Genomic DNA, 25822 nt, shown 5'->3' on the forward strand with positions numbered 1-25822 from the left:
GGAACGGTGGAATCCTCTCATGGCTAGTGATGTTGCGGTCCGAACCGACCAACTTGGCAAGGCATACCGCCTCGGCGTGCTGTCTCAACAACGATATAGCGGCTACGACTTTCTCGGCTTCGATCTTCCGCTACAGCGGCTATGGCCAATCCTGTTCAGCGAAGACCGGGACATGGAGGAGGAGGCCAACACATTCTGGGCGCTGAGGAACCTCGATCTTGAGGTTCGCCGCGGCGAAGTCGTTGGAGTCGTTGGCAAGAACGGCAGCGGCAAAAGCACGTTGCTGAAGATCCTTGCGCGCGTCACCGAGCCATCAAAGGGATTCGCCGAAGTGACTGGGCAGGTCGGCAGTCTGCTCGAAGTCGGCACCGGCTTCCATGGTGAATTGACCGGCCGTCAGAACGTGTTCTTGAACGGCTCGATTATGGGCATGACACATGATCAAATCACGCGTCGGTTCGACGAAATCGTAGATTTCGCCGAGGTGGGCGCTTTCATCGATACGCCCGTGAAGCACTACTCCAGCGGCATGTATATGCGCCTGGCGTTTTCGGTCGCGGCGCATATGGAATGTGAGATCCTGATTGTCGACGAGGTGCTGGCAGTCGGCGACATTCACTTCCAGAAAAAATGCCTGGGACGTATCGATAGCGAAGTGAAGTCCGGCAAGACGGTGCTGTTCGTCAGCCACAACACCAGTATGATCATGCAGGTTTGCACGAGGTGCATATTGCTGGAGAACGGCAAGCTTATCGATGATGGTTTCCCGCAGCCTATTATCGAAAGCTATCTGTCGCGCGGCATGTCCATCAATGCCGAACGCCTCTGGGACGAGACGGCTGCACCGGTTTCGCCCGAAGGTGATTTCCGGCTTCGCGCCGTCCGGGCCTTGGATATGCTGGGCTCGCCGAGCAGCCGGTTCGACGTCAAGACCCCGATCCGGATCGAACTCGAATGGGACGTTTTGCGGCCTCGTTACGCCCTCAACGTTCAGGTCTATCTTCGCCATGAGTCCGGGGTCACGGCTTTCGTGTCCATGGACAATCTTGACTCGCCGTGGCGTAACCGCATCGCTCCTATCGGTCGTTTCCGGGCACAATGCGTGGTCCCACCCGATTTCCTGAACGAGGGAATGTTTACGGTCGAGTTTCTGATCTGCACGTCTCCCACAACGACGGAATATGTTTCCGCCTCTGAGGCCATCACATTCTATGTGATCGACGATATGAAAAATGAGGGGGTGCGCGGCGCCTGGGCGCGCGAATGGCCCTCGTCGATCCTGCGTCCGCGGCTACATTGGACGCATTACGAGCCGTGCGCGCTGATGGAGTCGCGGCTCAGCAAGTCTTAGAGGAGCCCTCGATGTCTTCCGTGGAGGCTACAGAGCCTCGTCCGCGCGTCCGCATGTATCCGCACCATGTGGACTACTCGGCGATGTCGATGGAATTCCGTCCGTTCGCGATGTTCATGCATCCGCCGAACTACAAATCCACCGCCGTTAACACGGATGATCTCGGGCTCCGCGTACAATACGCGTCCGGCGACAAGCGGCTGGACTGGCGAACGCTGAAATCGGATATCGATAGCTGCGACGTTCTGGTCGGTAACAGTTCGCTGTTTGGCGTGGACTGTTCGTCGGACAAAACGACCATCACGCATTACCTGAACGAAAATACGGCTGCTCGCGACCTGCCGACCGTTTTGAACGTCGGGATTCGCGGCGCAACGTCGCAACAAGAACTCGTCATCTTCCAATCGTTGCGGCGTTTCATGCCGAAAATCCGAAAGATCGTCATCTTCTCCGGCGTGCTGGGAGCGACGTCGATCGCGTTGCCGAACACATATATTCATCCCGACTTCGGCATCATGTCGGAAGAGGCCTACAATCTCGACCTGCTCAGCAAGCAATACAAGGCCGAGCGGTTCGACCGATTGGATCGCGCCTTGCACAAATTTCATACCTGGATCGATGCCAAGTTGCGGGCTCATCGTCGCTTGGAACGGATGGTCGAATTCTATTTCGGCGAGCCTGTTTCCGAGGTGGCCCGCCCGGAGCCGGACATCGAAACCAAATTCGATACCGTAATGGATTTGTTCACGGGTGATGTCGGGAATTGGATGGCGCTGGGGCGCGGGCTGGATGCCGACGTGCATTTCGTCCTGCAGCCCGTCATCAATTGGACAACCAAGCCGCTGACCCCTGCCGAACGCACGCTGTTCGATCTCGATTTGAAGGCGGGCTACTATCTCGACCGATACGCAACAAGCGAATTCCATCAAAAATATCGCGACCGTGTTAAGGCCATCTGCGGGGATGCGGGCATGCCGTTCCACGACGCGAATGAGTGGCTGAACGATAGCGCTGTCGCCAATCAGACGGTGTTCGTCGATGTATGCCATCTGACCGATTTCGGAAATAAATTCCTGGCTGACAAGCTTCGCACGAGTATCCTCGGTGCCTGACGATAAATCGACATCGCCCGGCGGCAAGATCGCCAACGTACTGATCGTTGTGACGTCGGTTGCGCAGGTCCGTGACACCCATCTGCTGGTTGATCTGCTGTCCGCTCAACCCGGCCTTAGGCCTGTGGTGTTCAGTCAGATCGGGACATTTTACGGCGGACTGGATGCGTTTTGCGAGGCCCGCAACATCGACCTGTTCGACCCCGATGGAAAGACGGTGGCCGGGACGTCCTTCACTGATGCCCTCGCTGTGCAAGGCGGGGGCGATGCGCTGCGAACATATCGGGAGCGCGCATTTTTCTGGTTACACAAATGGTGGTTTGCTGGAGACCTGGTCGCCGAGCAAGATCGGATCTGGCAAGGGATTCTCGAAGAGGTCGAACGTCTTGCGGCGCTACGCGAGATAGCGCACCGCATCCTGCAAACGGTCGACCCATCGGTCATCGTGCTAGCCGAGGACAACGTCGCCGCTTACACCGCGCGGTGGACCAAGATGGGAGGCGTGCGCGGAGCCAAGTCCGTCATCATTCCCTATACGTTGGCAACTGCAAGGGAGGCGCTCGAGTCGATTTCTGCCGTGCCGGAATATGTGCTGGAATACGGACGGCTGTCCCGGTTCATTCGTCGCTGGCTGCGCATGTGCGTTCACCCCTACGGCGCTCTGGAATTGACCCGTTTGCCGAAGATGACGATGGTCGCTGCAGAAATCGTCGGGTTTTCTGAAGCGACGCCATGGATCTACAATTCGGGGTCCGCCGACGTTATCGTGGCAGATAGCCATGCGATGGCACGCTACTATGCGGATGCGGGACGAAGCCGGCGGGGTAAGATCAAAACGCTCGGCGGCCTTCGCGATGATACAATGGCGCAGTTGATATTTCAGTCGGCCTCGGAGCGAAGCGCCCGGATCGCTGAACTGGGGCTCGATCCCTCGAAGCGGACCGTTCTGTGTGCCTTGCCGCCGGATCAGGGCTGTCGCAGCCGGCCCGGATGCGAATTTGACGATTTCTCGACGCTGGTCAAATTCTGGCTGGAAACCATCACCGAAAATTCGGAGTGGAACGTCATCGTCAACCCGCATCCGGCGCTCCAGGAGCGCGTTTTGGACGAGTTGTCACATTTTAACGCCAAAGTGCTGCAGAACGACGTTTCCACGCTTATTCCTCTTTGTGACCTGTATGTGACGTCGATTTCTGCAACGACTCGATGGGCGATTGCGAACGGGTGCCCGGTTCTCAATTACGATGTCTACCAGTATCACTACGCCGATTTCGACGGTTTGCCGGCTGTGCTGACAGTTCGCGGTGCTGCCGAATTCGCTCAATCTTACAGGCGGTTGACGACGGACGAGCGATACCTTGAGGTGTTGACGTCACAGCAAGCGGATATCGCTTCCGACTGGGGAATGTTAGACGGTGGTAGCAGCGCGCGAATTGGCTCGCTGATATTGAGTTTGGCAAATGGAAACAGGTACTGAACCGGTGGCCGTCGAGAAGACTTCGTTCAAAACGTATTTCTCCGACCCGGAATTGGTCGATCGATTCGAGGCCGAGCCGGACTTGGCGGTCGATGTCATTATCCCCATCATGCACACCAACGAGCTCTGGCGTGCCAACCTGCTGTCCGCCTATCGGGAAATTCCCATCCGGCGGCTGCTATTGGGAAATGCCGGGTGCATCGATAATTCGCTAGAGATTGCTATGCAATTTCCGCGTGTTACCGTACTTGACCATTGTCAGCTCACGTCGCTGGGCTTCAGCCTCCGCAAGTTGATTGAAGAAGTCCAGACCGAATGGTTCGTCTACCTGCACTCCGATGTGTACTTACCTGGCGGCTGGTTCGACACCATGTGCGGTGCAAAACAGAAATATGACTGGTTCGAAAGCGGTCAAAACACGGTCATCATGGTCAAGACCGTGGCGCCGACTTTGGAAGTCGAGCGCGCTTACTCCGGCAGCCAGATGGGCCGCAAGGCTGCCTTCGACCGCATTCTGCCGACCATCGACGATGATTATCTCTACCGCAACGAAGACATCATTCTCGCGAATTTAATCAAATCTGCGGGCTTTCGCTACGGCAAGGTCGAATCGACCTTCGTCGATCATCAGCAGGTGTTCAAGGAAAGCCCCTGGCAACGCCGGGTCAAACGCGTCAATTTTGAACTAGAATTGAGCGCAGCGGAGGAAATCCGCTCGGCGATGACTTATGTCAAAGGGATCATCAAATATTTGAAGCCAGAACAGTCCGAGGATCTCGTCCCGGGGCTGCAGGAGAATATTGATCGGCTAGTTGAGCTCGGCGCGCTCTCACCTGGCGAGTTTGCTCATTGGGTCGAGCTCAATCATCCGGCGTGGTCGAACATTTTTCCCCCTGCGCGGTCGTATGGGTGTGCGGTTTCCGCGGCCAAGGACACATGTAGTGTGCCCAAAGACGCACGTATTGTCCCCGGCCGCGTTCAATGGAAACGCCCGAAGGCCCCATTGGTCGAGCGCATGCGATGGGCGCCGTCGGCATTGTTCCGCAAGACCAGCCGTCTGTTCGATCGGATCGCGACCCGGCTGGCACCGGTGGGGCGGATACGTGAGCGCTGATGTTGACGTCTTCTCGGACGCGGTCACCGACGAGGCTCCCTGGCACGTCGTGCTTCTCGTCAATGAGGAAGCTCACATTCAAGAGCTTGGCCGCCTCGCATCGCTGCTCATCGCCGAGACCCGGTTAAAGCCCGTCATCTACATGGAGGATCGCCTGAAGCCGCTTGGGGTTCCGGCGATATTCCAGGATTTGGGGCTGGAGGTGCTGAGCAGCAGCGATTTTCCCGACGACAGCGGAGGAGAGCAGGCGCTTGCGCCGTCGCCATGGTCGTGGCGGCGAAGGATCGCCGCGGCGCTGGTGGCGACAAACCGTTTTCTGCTGGCCTGGTTGCCGGCTCGTCTGCAGCGCTATCTAAAATTCAAGTACTGCATCGACATCGACTATGTCGACCTACACCGGGACATCATGCTCAAGCGTGCCGGGCGCGCCGATCACGTGTTGGCGCAGCGACAATATTCGGCTCTGGTGATGTCCGAGGACAATGTCGAGCTGGATACATTCGTCTGGATTTCCGTCGCCCGTCGGCGCCGAGTGAAATCGATTGTTCTGCCTTACACGATCTCGAACACAGCCGAATTCGCTGAATCCTACCTGCACCACGCTCCATCGCAAGTCAGCATGAGTTGGCAGAACCGCATCACCGCCGCCCTGTTCCCACACTGGAGCTTGCGCTACAAACAGCGACATTTCCTGCGAACGAGTTACGCGAAGGTCGTCGCCACGGAGGCGCTCGGATTGGCCCCTCCAAATCCCTGGCTTCTTAACAGCGGGGCAATCGACGTTATCGCTGTGGAAAGCCCGGCGATGCAGGACTACTACCGCGCGGCAGGTATCCCGGACCGCCAACTCGCCGTCGTCGGCAGCCTGACAGACGATGTGTTGGCACAGGTCGCACAGGAGCGCGCCGCGCGGCGCGCGGCCCTTGATCTGGAGTTCGGCTTTGTAGCCGATCAGCCCATGGTGCTGGCGGCGCTTCCACCAGACCAGAATACCTATGATCGGCCGGGAAGCGAATTCGCCGACTTTGCCGATCTGATCGGGTTTTGGGGCAAAGCATTGGCTGGCATTTCCGGCTGGAATGTGCTGGTCCGGCCGCATCCCAAAACGCGTTTGCAGACGCTCGCTGCACTGCGCGAATGCGGCGTGGCAATCAGCTATCGCGACACGGCGGAACTGGTACCGCTGTGCGACCTCTATGTGGCATCGGTTTCGGCTACAATCCGTTGGGCCATTGCCTGCGGCAAGCCGGTTGTGAATTACGACGTCTACCAGTATGGCTATCGTGATTACGAAGCGGCAAGGGGGGTGACCCTGGTGACCACCCGTGCGGACTTTATCGCCGCACTCGGGAGCCTCACCAGCGATCCAGTCCATCTGAGCGAGCAGGCGGAGATACAGCGTTGCGATTCCAAGCGTTGGGCGGTGCTGGACTCGTCTTCCGGACGGCGAATGGTCGCGCTGCTTGGTGCTGGCACATCGATGCGTGAAATCAATACGCCCGATGCCGTTTCGGCGGGCAACGAGGTTGAGACAGGCCTTTGAACACTCGTGAGACCGCGCAATCAGCGGAGTCCGCCACAGTCGCAGGGCCCCGCGTCCTCATTGTCGCGCACACAACGACCTTTCTGACCGAGCTTTCGCTGTTCGGAAATTTGATGCGCGAGCGGGCGCAGGCGAACACGATTTTCTATTGCCCTTTTGTCCACTGGACGGCCGAAGCATTCGCCAGTCGTTCGCGGGCCGATGGCGTGCCATGTTTGCTGCCGCCGCTCAAACAAAGTCTGGCCGAAATGGGGCTGCAGCCGCAGGTGCGGGCCCGACCGCTCCAGCGAGTCGCTGGCCGCTTTTTTTCGCGTGTCGCGACCAAACTGGCGTCAAAACTGCCTGGGGTCGGGCTCAGCTTTCTGGCCGAGCGTTTGGCCTTCTCCATCGCGGCGGACGAAATCTCCATGCTGTTGTCGGCAACGAGGCCGGATCTGCTGGTGCTCGGTGGCGATATGGTCGGCTATGACACGTCGCTCTACATTAAATTGGCACATCAGGCTGAAATTCCTGTTCTGGTTGTTCCATCGACGATGTCAAACGGTCTGGAGCAGGCCGAGGTCTATTTTGCTGACCCAAACTACCATGTCAGCGGCTTGGCGCGGCAATCGATCGCCCTGATGTTCCCGAAATGGGTCAGGACACATCGGGGCCGTAAGTTGTTCCGCTGCCCACCTGGACGCGTTCTGGCCATGGAGCTCGGTGGGCTGGCGCCACCTCAGCCCTGGATTTTCAACAGCGGCTCCGCCGATGCCATCGCCATGGAGAGCCAGGCGATGATCGACTACTACGCAGAAGCCGGCATGAAAAACGACCGCATGGTCCTGACCGGAACGTTGTCGGACGATGCGATGGCCGATCGCATGGCGCGTGCCGGCGAGCTTCGGCGGCAGCTATGCGACGAACTTGAACTCGATCCAGCCCGTCCCCTGGTGCTCACAGCGCTCCCCCCGGATTTTCTGTATCTCGCCGGGGGCCGGCCGGAGTGCGATTTTCAGGACTATCGGGCGCTGGTGGACTTCTGGATCCAGGCCCTCGCAGATACCACCGGGTGCAACCATATCGTCGCGCTGCATCCATCGGTTGATCCTGACGAAATGCGCTACATCGAACGCGATGGCATTCGCATCGGCCGCTGGCGTACGGCGGAAATGGTGCCTGCTTGCGACATCTACGTGGCGAGCATTTCCTCGACTATCCGGTGGGCCATTGCCTGCGGCAAGCCGGTGGTCAATTACGACGTATACCGCTACCGCTACACCGATTTCCAAGATGTTTCGGGCGTGCTAGCCACCGAAGAGCAGCATGAGTTTCGTGCGCTGCTAACGCGTCTCACGCGAGACGAGGAGTACAGCCGTGATGTCGCTTTGGCACAGCAGTCGGCTGCGAACCATTGGGGTGTGCTCGACGGCGGCGCCGGAGATCGCATGCTGCAGGTCGTGACGCAGCTGTCGACATCGGGGCACGTCCCGCCGATAAGCAGGCCATCAGGTCTGCCGTCCGAGCGGGCGACTAGTCTTTAAGGGCTTTTGCAAGATGAATGACATGAAAAAATCCGAAGAACCTTCGGTCTTTGCTCGATATTTCGAGCCGGAGCCATTTGCCGACCGGTTTCTGACCCATGGGTCGGAGGCGGTCGATGTCATCGTCCCGATCATTCACACCAACGAATTGTGGCGCAAGAATCTGATCTCGATCTATCGCGAGATTCCGGTTAACCGGCTCATTCTGGGTGACGGCGGCAGCACCGACGGGTCAATCGATCTCGCGCGCGAATTTCCGCGGGTGGAAGTGCTCGACCATCGCGAATTCACCTCGCTTGGCTTCAGTCTCCGGCGCCTGATCGAAGCGGTCGAAACGGATTGGTTCGTCTATCTGCATTCGGACGTCTACCTTCCGCCCGACTGGTTTGAAACCATGTGTAAGCATCGTGGCGAGTATGACTGGTTTGAATGTAGCCAGCGCATCACGCTGATGGCGGACTACATGCTTGAGGTCGCCGAAGGCGCCCGTGCGTTTTCCGGCAGCCAGATGGGCAAGAAGTCCGCCTTCGCCGCAGTCGTTCCCTTGATCGACGACGACTACCTGTATCGCAACGAAGATATCATCCTGGCCGGCCTGGTGACGCGAGCAGGGCACCGCTACGGGCGGGTGACCGACACTTTCCACTTTCACCAGGTGATGCATAAGCCGAGTCGCTGGCGCCGTCCGGTCAAGCGTGTCGATATCCATCTTGACGTGGCGAGAGATGAGGACATTCGGGCCAACGACACCTATGTCCGGGGCATCGTGAAATATCTCGATCCTGATCAGACGACGCAGGATGTGGTCGATTCGATGCGGTATCCGATCGGGCGGCTGGCCAATCTGAATGCGATCGATGCCGGCGAACTGCGCGACTGGGTGAAGAAAACCAACTCGAAGTGGCTTCCGCATCTGGGGAAAGTGGGCGCCTCGGCCCGTCGGGACTGGATCGCCGACCGTGTCATTGCAGCCAGTACGCTCTACCGGCATCACGGGGCGCTCTGGACCCTTGGATTTGCCGCGAGGCGTCTGGCTGCCTCATTTCGCGCTCGTCTCACGGCGTCGCGGGATCGTGCCAAGGACTAGCTTCCGGCCAGGAACCAGCGGCTGTAAATCGGGTAACGACGACCGTCCCGGCGCTGCGGGAAAGCATGTCCCATGCCGACAAATTGGGCTATAAGCGTCGCAACGCCTTGCATTGGGACATATCCTGCCGCGGGGAGAAGGCGCTCCGGCGTCGGGCTTTCACTACTGTAAGTGATTGTTTGTCTTTGTCCACAATCAACAATTCAGGGCTGACGAGCTGACAGAATGACAAAAGTTGCATTGATCACAGGGGTTACCGGGCAGGATGGCGCCTATCTGGCCGAGTCGCTCCTCAACAAGGGGTACATCGTCCACGGCCTGCGACGCCGTTCCTCCTCATTCAATTCCGGCCGCATCGAGCATCTTTATCACGATCTCCACGAAGCCAATGTTCGCTTCTTTCTGCACTACGGCGATCTGACCGACGCGACCAATATGATCCGGCTGGTGCAACAGATCGAGCCGGACGAGATCTACAATCTGGCCGCGCAAAGCCATGTCTATGTCAGCTTCGAGACGCCCGAATACACAGCCAATTCCGATGCTCTCGGCACGTTGCGCCTTCTTGAGGCGATCCGCATCCTCGGACGGGAAAAGAAAACCAAATTCTACCAGGCCTCGACGTCGGAGCTCTACGGAAAGGTCAGGGAGGTTCCGCAAAACGAGAATACGCCGTTTTATCCGCGCAGCCCTTATGCCGTTGCCAAGATGTACGCCTACTGGATCACGGTGAACTATCGCGAAGCCTACGGCATGCATGCGTCGAACGGCATCCTCTTCAATCATGAAGGGCCGACGAGGGGCGAGACGTTCGTGACCCGCAAGATCACGCGCGCTGTTGCTGCGATTACCAATGGCCTGCAGGACAAGATCTACCTTGGTAATATCGATGCCCAGCGTGACTGGGGCCACGCCCGCGATTACGTCGAGGGCATGTGGATGATGATGCAGCAGGAAAGCCCGGACGATTATGTCCTTGCGACCGGCGAAACCCACAGCGTGCGTGAGTTTGTTGAACTCGCTTTTGGCGAAGTCGGCCGCAAAATCGTCTGGAACGGCACGGGTGCGAGTGAGAAGGGCACCGACGCGAAAACCGGCCAAGTGCTGGTCGAGATCGATCCCCGTTTTTTCCGTCCTACGGAAGTTGAGTTGCTTCTTGGCGATGCAACCAAGGCCCGTAAGGTGCTGGGCTGGGAGCCCAAGATCAGATTCGCCGAATTGGTCCGTGAAATGGTCAAGAGCGATTTGAATTTATTGTCGAATTCAAAGGAGCGGGATGGGGCCGACCTAGGCAAGTCTTCGGGACAATCGCTTCGTTCATGAAGGGCCTGGCCAACCGTGCGCTGATCTTCGGGATCACCGGGCAGGATGGCGCGCTGTTGGCGCGCCATCTGCTCGAGAGGGGTTACGAGGTTTACGGCACGTCACGGCGGGCCGTTGCGGCAAGTGGCAACCTTGCCCGTCTCGGTATTCAGGATCGCGTTCGTGTGCACGTCGTTGCCGCCGACGACCGGGCTCAGGTCAAGGGGGTCATTCAGGCCGTCACACCGTTCGAAGTTTATAACCTGTCCGGTCAGTCTTCGGTTGGTCTGTCGTTCAGCCAGCCGCTCGAAGCATTTGACAGCCATGTTGGCAGTACGATGGCTATCCTGGAAGCAATCCGGACCCTGTCGCTGCAATGCCGCCTGTTTTACGCGTCGTCGGGTGAAATTTTCGGCGAACTTGTGGCGTCAAAACCCGCCGACGAGACGGCCGCCTCGCGGCCTTGCACGCCCTACGGGGCTGCCAAGGCCTCAGCAACGATGTTGGTCCAGAGCTACCGCGATTGCTTGGGAATTCATGCCTGCTGCGGATATTTGTTTAATCACGAGAGTCTGCTGCGGCCGGACAACTTTGTGATGCAGCGTATTGTGCGCGGCGCTGCGGCAATTGCATCCCGGCAATCCGACCTCCTGACGCTGGGCAATCTCGCCATTACGCGGGACTGGGGTTGGGCGCCGGACCATGTCGCGTGCATGGCGACCATGTTGCAACAGGACACGCCGCAGGACTATGTGGTCGCGACAGGGGTGCCCACGTCGCTGCAATCGGTCGTGGCGTTGGTGTTCGAACGGTTTGGGCTCGATTGGACGAAGCATGTGGCATCTGACCAATCGCTCTTTCGGCCGTCTGACATTAAGGTCAGCGTCGGCGATCCGCGGCTCGCCGCCGCGCAGCTTGGTTGGAGCGCCCGCGTTCGAATGCCGGAGATCGTGGATATCCTCGTCGAGTCCGCTCTGGCGCAGGCCCGCGCGTGACGATGCCAAATTACAGTTTTCGATCGAATGGGACGACCATGGATAGAATACATGAATCCGGCACGACGCCGGCAGCCGCGGCTTTCGACATCGAGCGCGCGCTCGCGGCCATCGATGCCGTGGTCGGCGACAGTCCGCGCCCCGTCGCCTTGCACGAGCCGCGCTTCGCCGGTCGGGAGTGGGAGTACGTTAAGGAAACGATCGACAGCGGCTGGGTCTCCTCAGTTGGAAAGTTTGTCGATGAATTCGAGCGCCGGTTGGCCGAATATTGCGGTGTCGGGTACACGGTTGCGACGGTCAATGGCACCGCTGCGCTACATGCCTGCCTGCTCGTCGCCGGCGTGTGTGCCGACGACGAGGTCATCACCCCGGCGCTGACTTTCATCGCGACCGCCAACGCCATCAGCTATTGTGGCGCAATCCCGCACTTCTGCGATTCCGATCCGGTTACGCTAGGGATTGATCCGTCAAAACTGGAGCAGCACCTTGCCGCCGAGGCCGAGATCGTCCAGGGCGCTTGTCGAAACCGCAAAACCGGCCGTCGCATCTCCGCAATTGTTCCGATGCACACCTTTGGTCATCCGACCGACATGGATGCCCTCGCCGAGGTTGCCGCGCGCTGGCATCTGTTGATCATCGAGGATGTCGCCGAGGCCATCGGCTCGCGCTACAAGGGGCGCCATCCCGGCTACCATGGACTGGTATCCTCGCTCAGCTTCAACGGAAACAAGGCGGTTACCACGGGCGGCGGCGGCGCGATCCTGACCAACGATCCGCAGATTGCCCGTGCAGCAAAGCATCTGACGACGACCGCCAAGACACCGCACAAGTGGGCGTTCCTTCACGACCAGGTCGGCTACAACTATCGCTTGCCGAACATCAACGCCGCGCTCGGCTGCGCGCAGCTTGAGCAACTCGATGGCTTCATCGCAGCCAAGCGCGATCTCGCCGCGCGCTATGCATCCGCCTTCCGCGATGTGCCAGGCGCGTCCATTTTCGTCGATGCCGACTATGCGCAAAGCAATTATTGGTTGGTGGCGATGATGTTGGACAAGCCGGATGCTACCGTGCGGGATGGCTTTCTAGAGGCCTGTCATGCGCGTGGCTTAATGTGCCGTCCGATCTGGACCGGAATGCAGCACTTGCCAATGTATCGCGATTGTCCGCGCAGCGACTTGTCGCAGATGGAGTCGCTGGAAAACCGCATCATCAATCTGCCGTCGTCGGCGATCCTTGGCCTGCGCGGCAGTGCACCGGCTTCAGCTAAAACGGCGTGACGTGAGGAAGCCATCATGAGCGCTGTCACCATCATCGCGGAAGCCGGGGTCAACCACAACGGACGGTTGGATCTGGCGCTGGATCTCATTGACGCGGCGGCCGAAGCGGGCGCCGATATCGTCAAATTCCAGACCTTCAAAGCCGATCAATTGGTGACGGCAACGGCAACGAAGGCCGACTATCAGACTCGCAACACCGGCAATGCCAGCAGCCAGCTCGAAATGCTCAAGGCGCTGGAGCTCGACGATGCGGCGCACCGTCGGTTGATCGAACGCTGTACCGAGCGCGGCGTCACATTCATGTCGACGCCGTTTGATCCTCTCAGCCTGGCATTGCTGGTCGAGGGCCTGGGTATGACCCGGTTAAAGGTCGGATCGGGCGACCTGACCAACGCGCCTATCTTGCTGGACATGGCAAGTCGCGGCTGCTCGGTCATTCTGTCGACCGGCATGGCGACAATGGACGAGATCGAGCAGTCGCTCGGCGTTCTGGCGTTTGGTTATACGCAGCAGGGCGAGCCGGAGCGCACGGCCTTTGCAGCTGCATTCAACTCCGAGCAGGGCCAGGCCGCCCTTCGCAAAAATGTGGTGCTGCTGCATTGTACGTCCGACTACCCGGCCATCCCGGAGGAGATCAATCTGAAGGCGATGGATACGTTGTCCCGGACATTCGCGCTGCCGGTCGGTTTCTCCGACCACAGCGAAGGCGTTGCCATCGCGATTGCCGCGGTGTCGCGCGGTGCTTTGATGATTGAGAAGCACCTGACCCTCGATCGCCATTTGCCGGGTCCAGACCACGTCGCGTCGATCGAGCCGTCGTCGTTTGCTGCGATGGTGGCAGGGATCCGTCAGGTCGAAAGGGCGCTCGGCGACGGTCGCAAGGTGCCGATGCCTTCGGAGCTGAAGACCATTCCGATCGCCCGCAAAAGCCTCGTGGCTCGAACTGAGATTCGTTGCGGCGAGATTTTCACTGCCGAAAACCTGACCGTGAAGCGTCCCGGCACCGGCTTATCGCCAGTGCTGTATTGGGAGCATCTTGGGCGCCCGGCGACCCGCGACTACCAGGCGGATGATCTGGTCCTTGGGCCGGAGTGAGCATCCTCGCCGTCAGACAACCCCATGCGCGCTGGCGGCCGGTCTGCGCCAGCCTTCAGAAAAGAGACTTCTAAACCAATGGCAGCTGCATCGGAGCGGATCGATATTGTCGCGTTCGAGCGATGGATAGAGACGATACCGGACCACGTCGATGTCAGGCAGTGGGTGCTGAGCGGCGTCGATATCTGGCCTCTGTTCAAGACCACCCTGATCGGCCTCGGAATCCTTGCGAGGATCAAACAGCCGAAGCGGGGAATGTCGACTGGCGGGATTGGCTGGCAGGCCGGCGTGTTGGCTGATTATTTTACGCTATCGGGCCATCGCAAGGCGCTACCATCCCCGGTATGGGAAGGAACGTCCCTTACCGATTCAATCGTCTATTTTGCCAGCGGCGGTCATGGCCGCCATCTCGGTGACTTTTATCTCACGCCTGCCCTGGATGTCCCCGCCGCGCTACTCGAACGTGAGGGACATCGCAGCATATTTTGGTATGAGGAGCTTGCTGCGCAGGATCCCAGCTTGGGCCGAACGCTGCATGGAGCGGCTTACGGCCTCGCCGACCTGCTTGCCGACGCGCGCGCGCGCGCGATGCGGTTTGGCACGCGGGGCGCATTAAGCCAGCTGCCCGGCTTTCTTGGTTGTTGTGAGATCGCCGCCGGCCACCTGAGGCTGCGCAAGGGCTTTCTGTTGCTGTGGCTGGCGCGGCAGCTCAATCTGGTGGTCTCGGTTGCAGCTTTGTTCGAACGAATTTTCTCGCGCTCCGGTCGGCCAAAGCTGTTGGTCATCCTGAATTCGGGTGTCTGGTCGAGCGCTGGTCTCGTATTTGCGGCCAAGCGCAATGGCATTCCGGTGATCGAGGTGCATCATGGTGCGGAAAGCCGAAGCGCCATCACGGCGCCAGGTCAGCGGCCGCATTTCTCGTTGTTCAACACGGCGCCCGACGCGCTGGTGTCGTGGGAGTGTCACAGTCGCGGCGACGATCGGGTGTTCTCGGCCGGCCCGCTGGGACTGCAACTTGCAACGATCATTCCGGATGGCGTACGCGACCACCACGCACAATACGCACAACTCAGGCAGTTGATCGACCGGCAGCGCCAGGCGCTGGCGAGCCGGCTGCGCGGTCTTACCTGCGCCGGCGAGATCGTTGTTTCGCTGCAGCCGGGCGACGATGGCCAGTGGATTGTCGACATCTTGCATGAGATCACCATCGATCTTTTCGTCTGGGTTCGCATGCACAGTCTCGACGCCCAGCGCGCATTGCCCGCCGCGCCGGCTCATCTGACCGCGCGCATCGACTGGCAGCTCGGCAGTTCGTCCTTGTTGGCGCTGCTGCTTGAACGCGCCGATGTTCATCTCACCCGGTTTTCCGGCGTCACGCTGGAGGCCGCCGCCATGGGCGTGCCGACCATTGCGACGGAGGAATATGCCGCAGATCTGTACGGCGCGGACGTGCCCGAACTCGCGCTCCAGATCGAAACGTCACCCCGCGCGGCCGCCGCGCGGATCGAATCCATCATCGCCGACCGGTCGACGAAACAACCAAGCCGGCTACCGGATGCCGCGGGAATCGTCCCGTTTGCCCATAGCGTGATGGCTGCACATCGAGAAGGCTTGCAGGCAACGGCCGATGGAAGCGTGCCATGAGCCTGCCGCGCAAGGCACTTTTCCTATATCTGGGCCGTCGCGGCGCGTTGTGCCGGTTGACGCTGGAACTTGCCCGTGACGCAGTGCAATTGGCCGGGGTGCAGTCGACGTTCGTCGTCTCGAAGATGAGCGAAAATATTGCAGATTTCGCGCCGCTTGGCGATGCCGTGTTGCCGATCGAAACGTTCGACCGCGCGATGTCGTTCGCGAACGTCCGCAACTTCCTGGCCGCCCGGAAGATCCTGCTGGATCGCATAGCCCGAGACGATGTTTCGGTGGTGGTCACCCTGATGCCGCATATCTGGACGCCGCTCCTGGCGCCTGCCATTCGTGCCCGGGGCGCGAAATACGTCACTATCATTCACGACGCGGTCGGCCATCCCGGCGATCCCACAGGTCCGCTCATACCTTGGCTGCGCAGCGAGGCTCGTTCGGCAGACCGCGTCGTCACGCTCAGCCGCGCCGTGGCCGATCAGATGACCGCGCGTCGGTTTGCCGATCCGGCAAAGGTGACGCCGCTGTTTCTTCCCGACTTGCGTTACGACAGCAAGGTCGGAAGTCGGACGCTAACGCCGGGAAAGCCGCTACGGTTGCTGTTTCTGGGCCGGATCCTGAAGTATAAAGGGCTGCCATTGTTGCTGGACGCGCTCGACATATTGCGCTCGGATGGGCTGCACGTCGATCTCGGCGTCGCCGGCTCGGGCGACATCGGCGCGATTCAGGAGCGACTCGACGCGCTGCAGGCAGAAGTGATCAATCGCTGGCTTGGCGACGACGAAATAGCGCCATTGCTGGCGCGTTATGACGCGATGGCGTTACCCTATACCGAGGCCAGTCAGTCCGGCGTCGCAGCGACAGCGTTCGGCAGCCTGATGCCCGTCGTCGCGATGCCCTCTGGAGGCCTCTCGGAGCAGGTGCGGGAGTCCGTGACGGGCGTGATCGCGTCGGACGTCACCGCGGGTTCGCTCGCACAAGCGATCCGGCGCCTGGCCACGGACCCGGTAACCTATCAGCAAATCGCAACCTCCCTGAAGCAGACCGCGCCGGACCGCTCGATGCGTCAGTTTATTGTGGGATTGCTGAAGGATATCGCATAATTCATCCGCGGATAGATGCCAATCGGAAGCGCCGGGCAACGGCCGCGCTTACTGACGCGAAAGGACGAATGTTGATGATGAGACGTGTTCGCTTGGGCTTGGCCCATCGGCTCCATCGCGCAGCCGACATGCTGGAAGGCCTCCCGCCGGCGCGGCAGCCGGCAGCTGTCCCGGTTGCCGCGGCGTCTCCACAGCCGCAAACTGTGCTCCGCAAAGTCAACCAATCTGACATACTCGGGTTTTGCGGCGAATTCGCCCCCTTCGATGTGGAAGGATACAGCAAGGTGCGTCTCGGCGGTGCCAACGATGGTGGTTACATCTTCATCGACGATTTTGCGGAAGTAACGTCAATCATTTCTTGCGGTATCTCCAACGACGTCAGTTGCGATCTCGATTTCGCAAATCTCGGCAAAGAAGTTCTTCAGTTCGATCACACCGTTCCGGCGCCGCCGATCAACCACCCCAATTTCCGTTTTCACAAACAGGCGATTGATCCCGACCGTGAGATTCCCGGTTCCATTCCGCTCTCGGAAGTGGTGCGACAGCACAACGCGAAGGCTCCGGGCACACATAACTTATTGCTGAAGATTGATATCGAAGGCAGCGAATGGTCGACCTTCGCAAAGTTTCCAGCCAACGAGCTGCGTCAATTTCGACAGATTGCCTGCGAATTTCACTGGTCGTCAAAGCTCGCTGATCCCGCCTATTTTTCATTGTGTCAGAGCGCTATCGAGACGATTCGACAGGGCTTCTTTCCGGTGCATCTGCACGCGAATAATTTCGTCGGCTTCGCCACTGTGGCTGGCGTGTCGATGCCGGATGTTTTCGAAGTGACTTTCGTGAATAATGATCTGTATCGCCGCGGCCAGCGGCAGCAGGCATCGCCGGCGGAGATCGATGCGCCAAACAATATTGACATGCCGGATTTGTATCTCGGGTCACCGTTTTTGATCGGTAGCAAGTGAAACGGCTTGCGTGAGGAGGTGTTTGGCTCCGCGTTGCAACTCGCTGCCGCCAGCCGCAACGCCCGCAAAGGTCGACACAGAGGATAGCATCGAGTGCCAGAGCAAGCGCCGGTTTTCAGGCTTGCCTAAGTGAATGCATCAGCCGGGTCAGTCCGTCCAAGCTGCTTTCGACGGGGGTCCACCCCAGCGCCGCAAGCCGCCGCGGCCGAAGTTCGAGGCGGCCGGACAGACTGTCCCATTGCGACGAACGGCCTGCAGCGGCGAACAGCAGCTTTAACAGCCCGGGCATCGCAAACAGCCTGGCGGTGCGTGCATCAACGGCGCGGAGTTTCATCACCAATTCGGTTAGTGTCACAGGCTCGGAATCGGAAACGAGAGCCGTGGTCATTTCTGACGGAGGCTGATCAAGCAGGAAGGCGACGGCGGAGCCGAGATTGCGGTCGCTGACAATCGAGCGCTTTCCCTGAAGACCGCCAAGCGGCAAGGGCAGCGGACTGGCTGCCGCCCTCGCCAGAAGGGCCAAGTTGCCGCGGACAAAGGCACCGTACACGAGAGGCGGTCGCAGGATCGCGCCTTTGACCCCCGATGCAATGACTGCGAGCTCGGCCGCGAGCTTTGATCGTCCATAATCGTTGGTCGGCTGCGGTGCATAGTCTTCCTCAACTGCAGTTTCAGAGCAGGTGCCGACCAGTGCCCGGACCGAGGAAATATAGATCACCTGGCCGACGCCTGCGCGTCGACAGTGCCTCACAAGCCTATCAGTGCCGTCGGCGTTGACGGCGAATAGGTGCTGCGTGGTGGTGTGCGTCCCGGCATGGGCAAGCGCTGCACCGTGGATCACCGCGTCGATGCCTTCTAGATGAGGCTGCCAATCGATCGGTCCGGCAAGGTCGCCGATCGTGACGACGGATAGGCCGGCACCGTAGCGGGCGGCCTTGTGTGGCTGTCGAAGCGCCAGAACCACCGTATGGCCTCGACCGAGCAACTCGTGGACGATTGCAGGCCCAGTAAATCCCGATGCACCTGTGATCAGAATTCTCATTTAAGCGTTTCCGATACGGGCCTCTTCGACGGCGCCTTCAGTAATAACCTAGGTTAGCTTGCTCGCTTCTCCGAAGGCTCGGTCGCGCCCGTATAAATCGACGAACCTTGCTGCGACATCGGCGACGCTAAAGCGTCCTTGTTCGAGCCGCGCCCTCGCTGCGGTCCCGAGCCGTGACCGCAGCTCGGGATCGTTGACAAGACCTGCCAACGCCGTGGCTATCGAGCTGCCACGCGTGTCCTTGAGCAGGATGCCGTTGACATTGTCGGTGATGAAAGCCCGCGTGCCATCTACGTCGCCAGCCAACAGAGCGGCACCCGTGGCGCCCGCTTCGAGAAGCACTCGCGGAAGGCCTTCTGGATAGCGCGTCGGCAACACGAAAATGTCTGCGGAGGCCATCAGGCGCGGTATCTCGTCCGGCGGCACAGCACCCAGGAATTCAACCTGGCGTTCGGCGCCGAGCGCGTGGCGCTCCGCCACGTCGAGACCGTCCGGATCGCCCTCCGAGTGAGGCCCAGCAATGAGGACGCGAACGTTGTTTGCAAACTGGCCGCGCAGGATCTTGGCCGCGGCGACAACATCCATGACACCTTTGGACCGAAGGAGGCGACCTGCGAACAAGATCGTGACTGTGCTCGGCTGGCGGAGCTCTGGCGCGGGTACAAACTGATCCAAATCGATGCCGGCGCCCGGGAATACATGCGTCTGACCGAAATCGAAGACCCGATTGGCGACGCAGAAATCACGGTCTCCTTCATTTTCGAAGGTGATCGCATGTGCTGTGGAACCGAGACCCGCAGCGAGACCCTTCAGCGTTGCAGCAGTTCGCCAGCGCGGTCCCGATTCGTCCAGCGCGCGGCCGAGGCCCGCCATGGTGCCGATCAGTCTAGAGCCGTCATTCGCGCCATTCTCCCGTGTCATTCGCGCTGCCAAACCGCCGAAAAAAAGTGGCTTGATGGTGAACAGGTGCACAACTTGGAATCGGGACGATGCCATAAGCGACCGGATGGCGAGGAGAAGCTGTGCATCGCGATAGGGGGCGAAATTGAAACGCGCGATTGGCAGTGTAATATGCGAAAAGCCGAATTTGGATAACGTTTCGATGCCGGGCCCGGGGGCAGTGGCCACGGTCACCGTCCATCCGGCATCGCGAGCAGCTTGGGCAATCGGAAGCCGGTGAGCCATCCAGTATGGTAGCTCATTGCAGATATGAAGAAGATTGCGATTCATGGAATGGAGCCGTCTGGCCGTTCGATTCGTGCAAGCATTGGCCGCGTTGTAACGGCGAGAAGGCTACCACTATTGAGTCGGCCTTCGCAATTGATGACAATTATGGTGCGCTACGCAGTGTTCACAACTTGGAGTCCGGCCCAAGTACAGCAAATATAAGATGAATTCGATCGTGTGATAAAAATCATTAAAAATCCGAAGTGGGGAGCGACTGTCTTTTCGGTCAAGCGTTTTTGAGCTGCCATGGCGCCTTGTCTCGCAGGATAGCGTTGAGGATGGTGAGCAGTTTGCGGGCGACAGCAATGATCGTCACGAGCTTTGGCTTGCCCGCGGCAACCAGCTTGTCGCGGAAGAGCTTGAGCTGCGGATTGTAGCGTGCTGCGACCATGGCGCCCATGAACAGCACGTTGCGAACGCTGGCGCGGCCGCCGCCAATGAAGCTCTTGCCGCGCCATTGGCCGGACTGCCGGGTCCACGGGGCCAACCCCACGAGCGCTGCAATTTGACGGCGGTCGAGTTGTCCCAGTTCCGGCAGTTCGGCGATCAGGCTGCGCGCGATGACCGGCCCGACGCCGGGCACTGACGCCAGCAGATCCTCTTTCTCAGCCCAGGCCGGTGATCCCCGGACGTGATCACCGATATCTTCGTCCAGTTCGGACAACTCCTTCTCCAACGCCTTGTGCAGCCTTGCGATGCTCTTTTTCAGACGCGGATTGCTGACGCGGCGCGTGCGCTGGCTTTCCGCGGCAATCATCTCGACGATCTGGCGGCGGCGGGCGACCAGATCGGCGAGCAACCGCGTGGTGGCGTCAGGCAGTGACCGCAGTTGCGGTTTGGTCGCCTCGGCAAAATGCGCGATCACCATGGCATCGATCGGATCGGTCTTGGCGCGCTTGCCGAGAGCCTGGGCAAACGCACGTACCTGCGCCGGATTGACCACCACGACTGGCAGATTGGCGCCGGCAAGGCCTGCCGCGACGATGGTTTCGAAGCCGCCGGTTGCCTCAACCGCCACCAGTGCGGGTGGCGTTTCCTTCAATCGCACGACAAGCTCATCGATCCCCGCACCATTACGGCTGACCGCAAAACTCCCGTTACCCGGACGTATCGCGACGTCCAGCCGATCCTTCGAGACATCGATGCCAACATAAATCGCGTCCATCTGATCCCATCCTTGCGCAAGCGGGCTCGCAAAGCGGCCCAAGCGACTGTTCGGGTTCAATGGAACGGCAGGCGAAGACCCATGCTCCCCAGCGGGCTTGATGTCCCTCGGGTCAAACGGTCTCCCGCCTGCCACCGCTCCGCCAAGCTTAGCAGAAACGGCTGACGGCAAGTTACAAGAGTTCTTTCTGCCTCGACTAGCCTGCTTGGTGACAGCGGCTGGCGGTTCGCCGTCTCGCTGGCGCATCTCGGGCTGAGGAATGCCCCGGGCGCTGCCAACAACAAGGAACTGACGGCCGACATGATACGGTGGCGAAAAATTACCAAAACGATCCCATGCTCTGTTGCGCGACTAGCTTTCGTTTCTGTCTGGCCAAGGCGGGGGAGCCAACCTCGGAGCCGCTAGGGCGCTTTCCTATAGCGATACGAAGAACAGCGGCTGGTGAAGCTTGCTTGGCCGGCAGGGGGAGCCATCGCCATCGGCCGCACCAAGGGCGATAAAGTCTCGCCTTATGCCGAAAGCGACTTCGTCAGATTCTGCCGAAGGGCTTGGGAAGGTCATAAAGACCCTGCCATCGTCACGACGTCCGGCCTGTCTCTTCGGAAGCTTAAAAATACCAGGACAGGTAGACAAGACTGACGATGACGGTGGCGAGCACAAGGGCCGTAAGCATCAAATCGTTGGTTTCATCACGATCATTTTCCGGCAGCCGCATTATCCATCCTTCATCGGGTAATGAAGGAAGCCGCTTTGGGTTCCGCCGCCCGACGGAATCGCGCGGATACGAGATACCTTAGAATTAAGGTCGGCGAGACTTGGTTGGGCGGCATGTCCAAACGCGCGAAATCGATAGGGCCTCCATGATCGGCGGCCTAGACCAAGACCACGCGTTGATTCGTTCCTGGGCTCGAGTGGTCTGGCTTACTTGCCCGGCCTCTCGGGCGGGCGTATAGGCGGCACAATGAATATATTTCGGCAATTTGCGTTGATTGTCTGCCTTCCGCTATGCGCTTGCTCAGGCCCAGTTCAAACGCCCGTGGCAGACTTGGGCCCAATCGCGCCGCCCAACGGAGTTGCGATGGCGAACGCATTCATGGTGGCCGCGAAGGAAGCAAAACTTTCTGATCCACTGGAAGTTTCTGCAGCGCGTCCCGCGGGGCCGTTGGCGCCAGGTGCGCCGGACGCCTTCGTTGCGTGCTTACGTGGTGTTCAAACGGGGGGCGCAAAAAAAGAATACGCCCTATTCTTCAAGAGAAAAGACCCGGTCGTTCTGAGGCTCGCTCTGTATCCGGACGGCTGTGAGGACGATGTGTATGTTCCGTTCCGGCGCCTGCCGGACGATGTTAAAAAGCCTTCCTAATTGCCAAGCAGCAGGTCAGCTTCCCCGGCGCCGTTCTTCCACATAAAGAACCCGCTGCATTCGTGCATCTGGATGAGCCGTCGGGGACCAGCTTGTCTCGACCGAGCGAGTTTTCCGCCGGTCGCTTTATCTTTCCATATGAAGTCGAGTTCCCTTCCCCAACCGGCAAGCGCTCCTAGTCGACGCGAAGGGTCGTGGCGATCTCAAGCAGCCTTGCAGCGGCGGCCTCGGCGGTAGCGTAGGGACGGGCTTTGACTGGTTTCTCGATTGGCTTACTCATGCTGACGTTTTACGGGCCCGTGCGTTCATGTCATCGACATCCACGGGTGAGGCGCGTGACTAATGTAGATAGCGACAGGCGGCGTCGATCATGTATTGGCGCCTAGCAGCTTCCTGAAGGCCCAGGTGCCACCGCCGAACGCCACGATCACGACGAGGAAAAGGATTGCCAACTGCTGCCCGTAGCGCTTTCGCTTACGCTTCGCGTTTTCGTGGTGGACTTGCCGGCTGAGAACTGCTTCGGCCTAGCGGAGGCGGTCGTCTTTGAGCCGTCCACTCTCAATCACCTCGCGGAGTCTGGCGGTTGGATCGTCCGTCGTCATTCTCGACCCCCGCATCGAAGTAAATGCCCGTTAATGTGCCGTTCAGGGCGCGCGGTGCATGAATGACTTTGACCGATATGGAGTAACGTCGTGAAGATCAAGATGACAGCAGCACTGGTCGCAGGGATTTTGGGAGTTTCGTGCATTGCCGCATCCGCGCAATCCGGTCCGGACATCCTTCCGATCAGCAGAAATTATCGCGGCGAAGCCGCTTGCCCAAGTAATTACGTCATCCGTGGAAACGCATGCGTGAGCATTTATGCTGGCCGCGGCGGGTTTGGAGACGAGGAATACGGCAGGAGAGACCGCCGCTACTACGGCGATCAGGGTCGTCGTGGCGGAGACATTTTGCAGCCGCGCGTCAATCGTCGCGGTGAGCTCCAGTGTCCGAGCAACTATGTGATCGAGGACGGCGAGTGCGTAAACCTCTATGGCGGGCGATTCCGCTAGACCAGTTAGGCACGTCCGATTACGGTCATAGCAACTAACAGGAATATGCTATTATGATCCATCCAATGGTGGGCTTGTCGGGCATCGATTGACACCCAAAAAGAAACGTTTGAGATGCAAATTTTCCCGGCGCCGGAAGGCAGGTGCCGCCAATTCTCGATTAGGAGCGCAGAACTACGCGCAGGCCATGCGGGTTAGGGCGTATTGTCGCGGTTCGTGTCTTCGTTAGCTTGGTGTAGTCCCAGCCAGGTATATCGGTCGGCTTCATTTTCATAGCCCAGCCTTCAGCATTGCCATCCGTTGAATGGCGTCGCGATTTCAGAGTGCGTGGTCGCCTCGATTTCCCCGACGTGGCCCACGCGCATTTTCTACCAGAGCCCAACCTCGAAACCCTCAACGAAGCTGAGGCTCTGATCTGGAAACCAGACGACGAGTCCATATGACGATGCCGGCTCTGAGGTTGTCTGCAGTCATTTTACGCCGACCTAGGGCTCCGACCCACTCATGATACCCGGTGGGGCTCATAATCTCGGTCACTTTCACCTTTTCCCAGCTAAACTGACCATTTCCGGGTCAATCGGCGGTCTCGTAGAAGTGTGGGCTTTTGGCCTTCAGCTTGTCCGACATGATGTTTCCTTCCTCGGTCATCCGTGAGGCGGTGTACGCCAAAGCAGAGCCTTCTTTAGCTTTAGCGCGATGAGCAATAAGCGGCCGGATCTGCGCTCTCCTCTTCCAACATCACTGAGATGGTTCGGAAGGCGAGAATAGCCGGCGCTCGAGTCATATCAATGCGCAGGATGCCACGCTCAACACCCAGATCGCGCCTTACCGCTCCACAATAAGAAGCCTGATTTCCTCGCCGAGCTGCGACGGCCTCGACCTTTATGACGATATCGTTCCGCTCTCTGGCCCGACACAGAATTCCTACTACATCAACGCGCCGCGCATCTTTTGCCTGCAGGGCTGGCATGAGAGCGGCTACGTCAATTCATTTCTCGGCGCTTAACGCGTTGCGGAAATGTGCGTGCCATTTGTTTTGCATCAAGCGGTTGAGGAGCACTGAAAGCGCAAGGGTGCACGCAACCAAGGCCCCGACGCAGATTATCGGGGAGGCAATCTCAAAGACAATAAACCAGTACAGAAAGCCCGCCACGATCGCAGCTTTGCGAAGTGGTATCCCCAGCATCCAAGCGCTCCAGAGATAGACAGAAGCCACGAAGACACTGCGCGGATCGCAAAGTCTGTTCAGAAAATTGATGATGTGTTGGTCATAATCCTTGACGTCCCCTCTACGGGTGAAGGCGCATCTTGCGCCTAAGCGGTCCGCCCATGGCGGGGCGGGCCCGTGCGCATGGGCGCAACTGGGGCCGGCTGTTACTGCCGTTTAGCTCGTTTCCGCAATGCAGATACGATCTTGAGTAGGCCGACGGCGGGTTCGGAACCATCACGTCGGCACCTTCAGCCGTTGCCCTAGGTCGCCCACACAAGCTGGCGATTGCCCTAAACGGCAAGCCGAAGAGCTGGACGTCACATAGCGTCAAATTGCACGAATGCGCTCGCAGAACTGGTGAGCGCGAGCATCCGCACCGGCGGAAATAAACGGTTCGACGCTCAACTAAACCCATGAGCGCCGGGCCAAACCATAGCGATTGCCACTGAGATCACGCCGGCAATTGACCTCTAAATCAGAATCAAAGGCATCTCTACGGCCCACGCGTCCTGCTTCGCTTTTGCTTTGCACTAGCAGGCCAGCGAGCAGGGAGCACGTAGTTAATCATCGAGCGCTAAGATCAGAGAAGCCTTTTCATACCGCTTCTCCAATCTTCTTAGAGCAGTCAGAAGCGTCTCGAGCTCGCGCGCTTCAAAGTCTGAAAACAAAAAAGCGTTGAGCGAAGACTGCCGATGCTCGACAGCCATCATACCTTTTGATGCTAGCTCGGTGAGTGACATCAGCACGACACGTCCATCATCCTTAGACTGCCGACGGTGAACGAGGTTATCCTTCTCCAGCAGCTTTGTCTGGGCTGTGACGAACGAAGGGTCTACGCGGAGCCGTCGCGCAACCTCTGCGACCCGTATTCCGGCGCCCTCATCGAGAGCCTTGATGGCCGCTAAAATCGACCATTGCGGTACGGTTATGCCAAGAGGTTTCGCCCAGAATTCCTGGGTCTCGCCCAGCAACAGACTTATCGATTCAAGCGCTTCAATCAGCGCCTTGGGAGTCTTTCCATCTAACGATGAGGCAGGTTCCATCACAGCCATGCCATATGCGAATCTCCAGCTCTCAAAAAATGCCGTATTAACAGGTACTTATTGCGGTCGCTCACAAAATCGTGTGTTGCCGGAATGCAACGATGCTTAACTTCCGGCCAAGTGAGGCGGCAAAGTATTTTG

Annotated in this window: 20 protein-coding genes; 16 read left to right on the top strand and 4 right to left on the bottom strand. The window is 59.1% G+C overall.

Features of this window, described 5'->3' with window-relative positions:
* Nucleotides 1–19: 19 nt before the first annotated feature.
* From AB8B20_RS31625 to AB8B20_RS31690, 14 genes are all read left to right on the top strand, one after another.
* Nucleotides 20–1351, top strand: coding sequence for an ABC transporter ATP-binding protein (locus AB8B20_RS31625; protein ID WP_439071017.1), 1332 nt, complete (start codon nucleotides 20–22; stop codon nucleotides 1349–1351).
* Nucleotides 1264–2463 carry a hypothetical protein gene (locus AB8B20_RS31630; RefSeq protein WP_439090633.1) on the top strand — a complete coding sequence of 400 codons (1200 nt, stop codon included), beginning with the start codon at nucleotides 1264–1266 and terminating at the stop codon, nucleotides 2461–2463. The genes AB8B20_RS31625 and AB8B20_RS31630 overlap by 88 nt, the downstream gene beginning before the upstream one ends.
* Nucleotides 2456–3940 carry a hypothetical protein gene (locus AB8B20_RS31635; protein ID WP_439071019.1) on the top strand — a complete coding sequence of 495 codons (1485 nt, stop codon included), beginning with the start codon at nucleotides 2456–2458 and terminating at the stop codon, nucleotides 3938–3940. Before AB8B20_RS31630 ends, AB8B20_RS31635 begins: the two co-directional genes overlap by 8 nt.
* Nucleotides 3924–5054, top strand: coding sequence for a glycosyltransferase family 2 protein (locus AB8B20_RS31640; RefSeq protein ID WP_439071020.1), 1131 nt, complete (start codon nucleotides 3924–3926; stop codon nucleotides 5052–5054). Before AB8B20_RS31635 ends, AB8B20_RS31640 begins: the two co-directional genes overlap by 17 nt.
* The gene (locus AB8B20_RS31645) at nucleotides 5044–6597 is read left to right on the top strand and encodes a hypothetical protein (protein WP_439071021.1); all 1554 of its coding nucleotides are present in this window, start codon (nucleotides 5044–5046) and stop codon (nucleotides 6595–6597) included. The genes AB8B20_RS31640 and AB8B20_RS31645 overlap by 11 nt, the downstream gene beginning before the upstream one ends.
* Nucleotides 6594–8120, top strand: a complete 1527-nt coding sequence (locus tag AB8B20_RS31650; protein ID WP_439071022.1) for a hypothetical protein — start codon at nucleotides 6594–6596, stop codon at nucleotides 8118–8120. The genes AB8B20_RS31645 and AB8B20_RS31650 overlap by 4 nt, the downstream gene beginning before the upstream one ends.
* Nucleotides 8121–8142: 22 nt before the next feature.
* Nucleotides 8143–9207, top strand: a complete 1065-nt coding sequence (locus AB8B20_RS31655; RefSeq protein WP_439071023.1) for a glycosyltransferase family 2 protein — start codon at nucleotides 8143–8145, stop codon at nucleotides 9205–9207.
* Nucleotides 9208–9432: 225 nt separating this feature from the next.
* Entirely contained in the window at nucleotides 9433–10530 is a 1098-nt protein-coding gene (gmd, locus tag AB8B20_RS31660) for a GDP-mannose 4,6-dehydratase (protein WP_439071024.1), read from the top strand.
* Nucleotides 10527–11504: a GDP-mannose 4,6-dehydratase gene (locus AB8B20_RS31665; protein ID WP_439071025.1), complete on the top strand. Its 978-nt coding sequence runs from the start codon at nucleotides 10527–10529 to the stop codon at nucleotides 11502–11504. The genes gmd and AB8B20_RS31665 overlap by 4 nt, the downstream gene beginning before the upstream one ends.
* Before the next feature lie 119 nt (nucleotides 11505–11623).
* Nucleotides 11624–12781, top strand: coding sequence for a LegC family aminotransferase (locus AB8B20_RS31670; protein ID WP_439071026.1), 1158 nt, complete (start codon nucleotides 11624–11626; stop codon nucleotides 12779–12781).
* A gap of 15 nt (nucleotides 12782–12796) precedes the next feature.
* A complete protein-coding gene (gene neuB, locus AB8B20_RS31675) occupies nucleotides 12797–13876 on the top strand; it encodes an N-acetylneuraminate synthase (protein WP_439071027.1) in 1080 nt (359 codons plus the stop codon).
* A gap of 78 nt (nucleotides 13877–13954) precedes the next feature.
* Entirely contained in the window at nucleotides 13955–15520 is a 1566-nt protein-coding gene (locus AB8B20_RS31680; RefSeq protein ID WP_439071028.1) for a hypothetical protein, read from the top strand.
* Complete coding sequence (locus tag AB8B20_RS31685; protein ID WP_439071029.1) at nucleotides 15517–16617, top strand: glycosyltransferase family 4 protein; 1101 nt, start codon at nucleotides 15517–15519, stop codon at nucleotides 16615–16617. The genes AB8B20_RS31680 and AB8B20_RS31685 overlap by 4 nt, the downstream gene beginning before the upstream one ends.
* A 128-nt stretch (nucleotides 16618–16745) precedes the next feature.
* A complete protein-coding gene (locus AB8B20_RS31690; protein WP_439090632.1) occupies nucleotides 16746–17582 on the top strand; it encodes a hypothetical protein in 837 nt (278 codons plus the stop codon).
* A 115-nt stretch (nucleotides 17583–17697) separates the two neighbouring features.
* Here AB8B20_RS31690 and AB8B20_RS31695 read toward each other — a convergent pair whose 3' ends face one another.
* From AB8B20_RS31695 to AB8B20_RS31705, 3 genes are all read right to left on the bottom strand, one after another.
* A complete protein-coding gene (locus AB8B20_RS31695; protein WP_439071031.1) occupies nucleotides 17698–18624 on the bottom strand; it encodes an NAD-dependent epimerase/dehydratase family protein in 927 nt (308 codons plus the stop codon).
* 48 nt (nucleotides 18625–18672) lie between these two features.
* Complete coding sequence (locus AB8B20_RS31700; RefSeq protein ID WP_439071032.1) at nucleotides 18673–19854, bottom strand: glycosyltransferase family 4 protein; 1182 nt, start codon at nucleotides 19852–19854, stop codon at nucleotides 18673–18675.
* 223 nt (nucleotides 19855–20077) lie between these two features.
* The gene (locus AB8B20_RS31705; protein ID WP_439071033.1) at nucleotides 20078–21016 is read right to left on the bottom strand and encodes an IS110 family transposase; all 939 of its coding nucleotides are present in this window, start codon (nucleotides 21014–21016) and stop codon (nucleotides 20078–20080) included.
* Between the two features lie 1078 nt (nucleotides 21017–22094).
* Between AB8B20_RS31705 and AB8B20_RS31710 the strand changes: the two genes are divergently transcribed.
* A complete protein-coding gene (locus tag AB8B20_RS31710; RefSeq protein ID WP_439071034.1) occupies nucleotides 22095–22376 on the top strand; it encodes a hypothetical protein in 282 nt (93 codons plus the stop codon).
* Nucleotides 22377–23068: 692 nt separating this feature from the next.
* Nucleotides 23069–23428, top strand: coding sequence for a hypothetical protein (locus AB8B20_RS31715; protein ID WP_439071035.1), 360 nt, complete (start codon nucleotides 23069–23071; stop codon nucleotides 23426–23428).
* 1770 nt (nucleotides 23429–25198) lie between these two features.
* Here the strand turns inward: AB8B20_RS31715 and AB8B20_RS31720 are convergent.
* The gene (locus AB8B20_RS31720) at nucleotides 25199–25690 is read right to left on the bottom strand and encodes a MarR family winged helix-turn-helix transcriptional regulator (RefSeq protein WP_439071036.1); all 492 of its coding nucleotides are present in this window, start codon (nucleotides 25688–25690) and stop codon (nucleotides 25199–25201) included.
* Between the last annotated feature and the right edge of the window lie 132 nt (nucleotides 25691–25822).

It is taken from the genome of Tardiphaga sp. 866_E4_N1_4, from assembly GCF_052076075.1.
In the GTDB taxonomy this organism is placed as follows: Bacteria; Pseudomonadota; Alphaproteobacteria; order Rhizobiales; family Xanthobacteraceae; genus Tardiphaga; species Tardiphaga robiniae.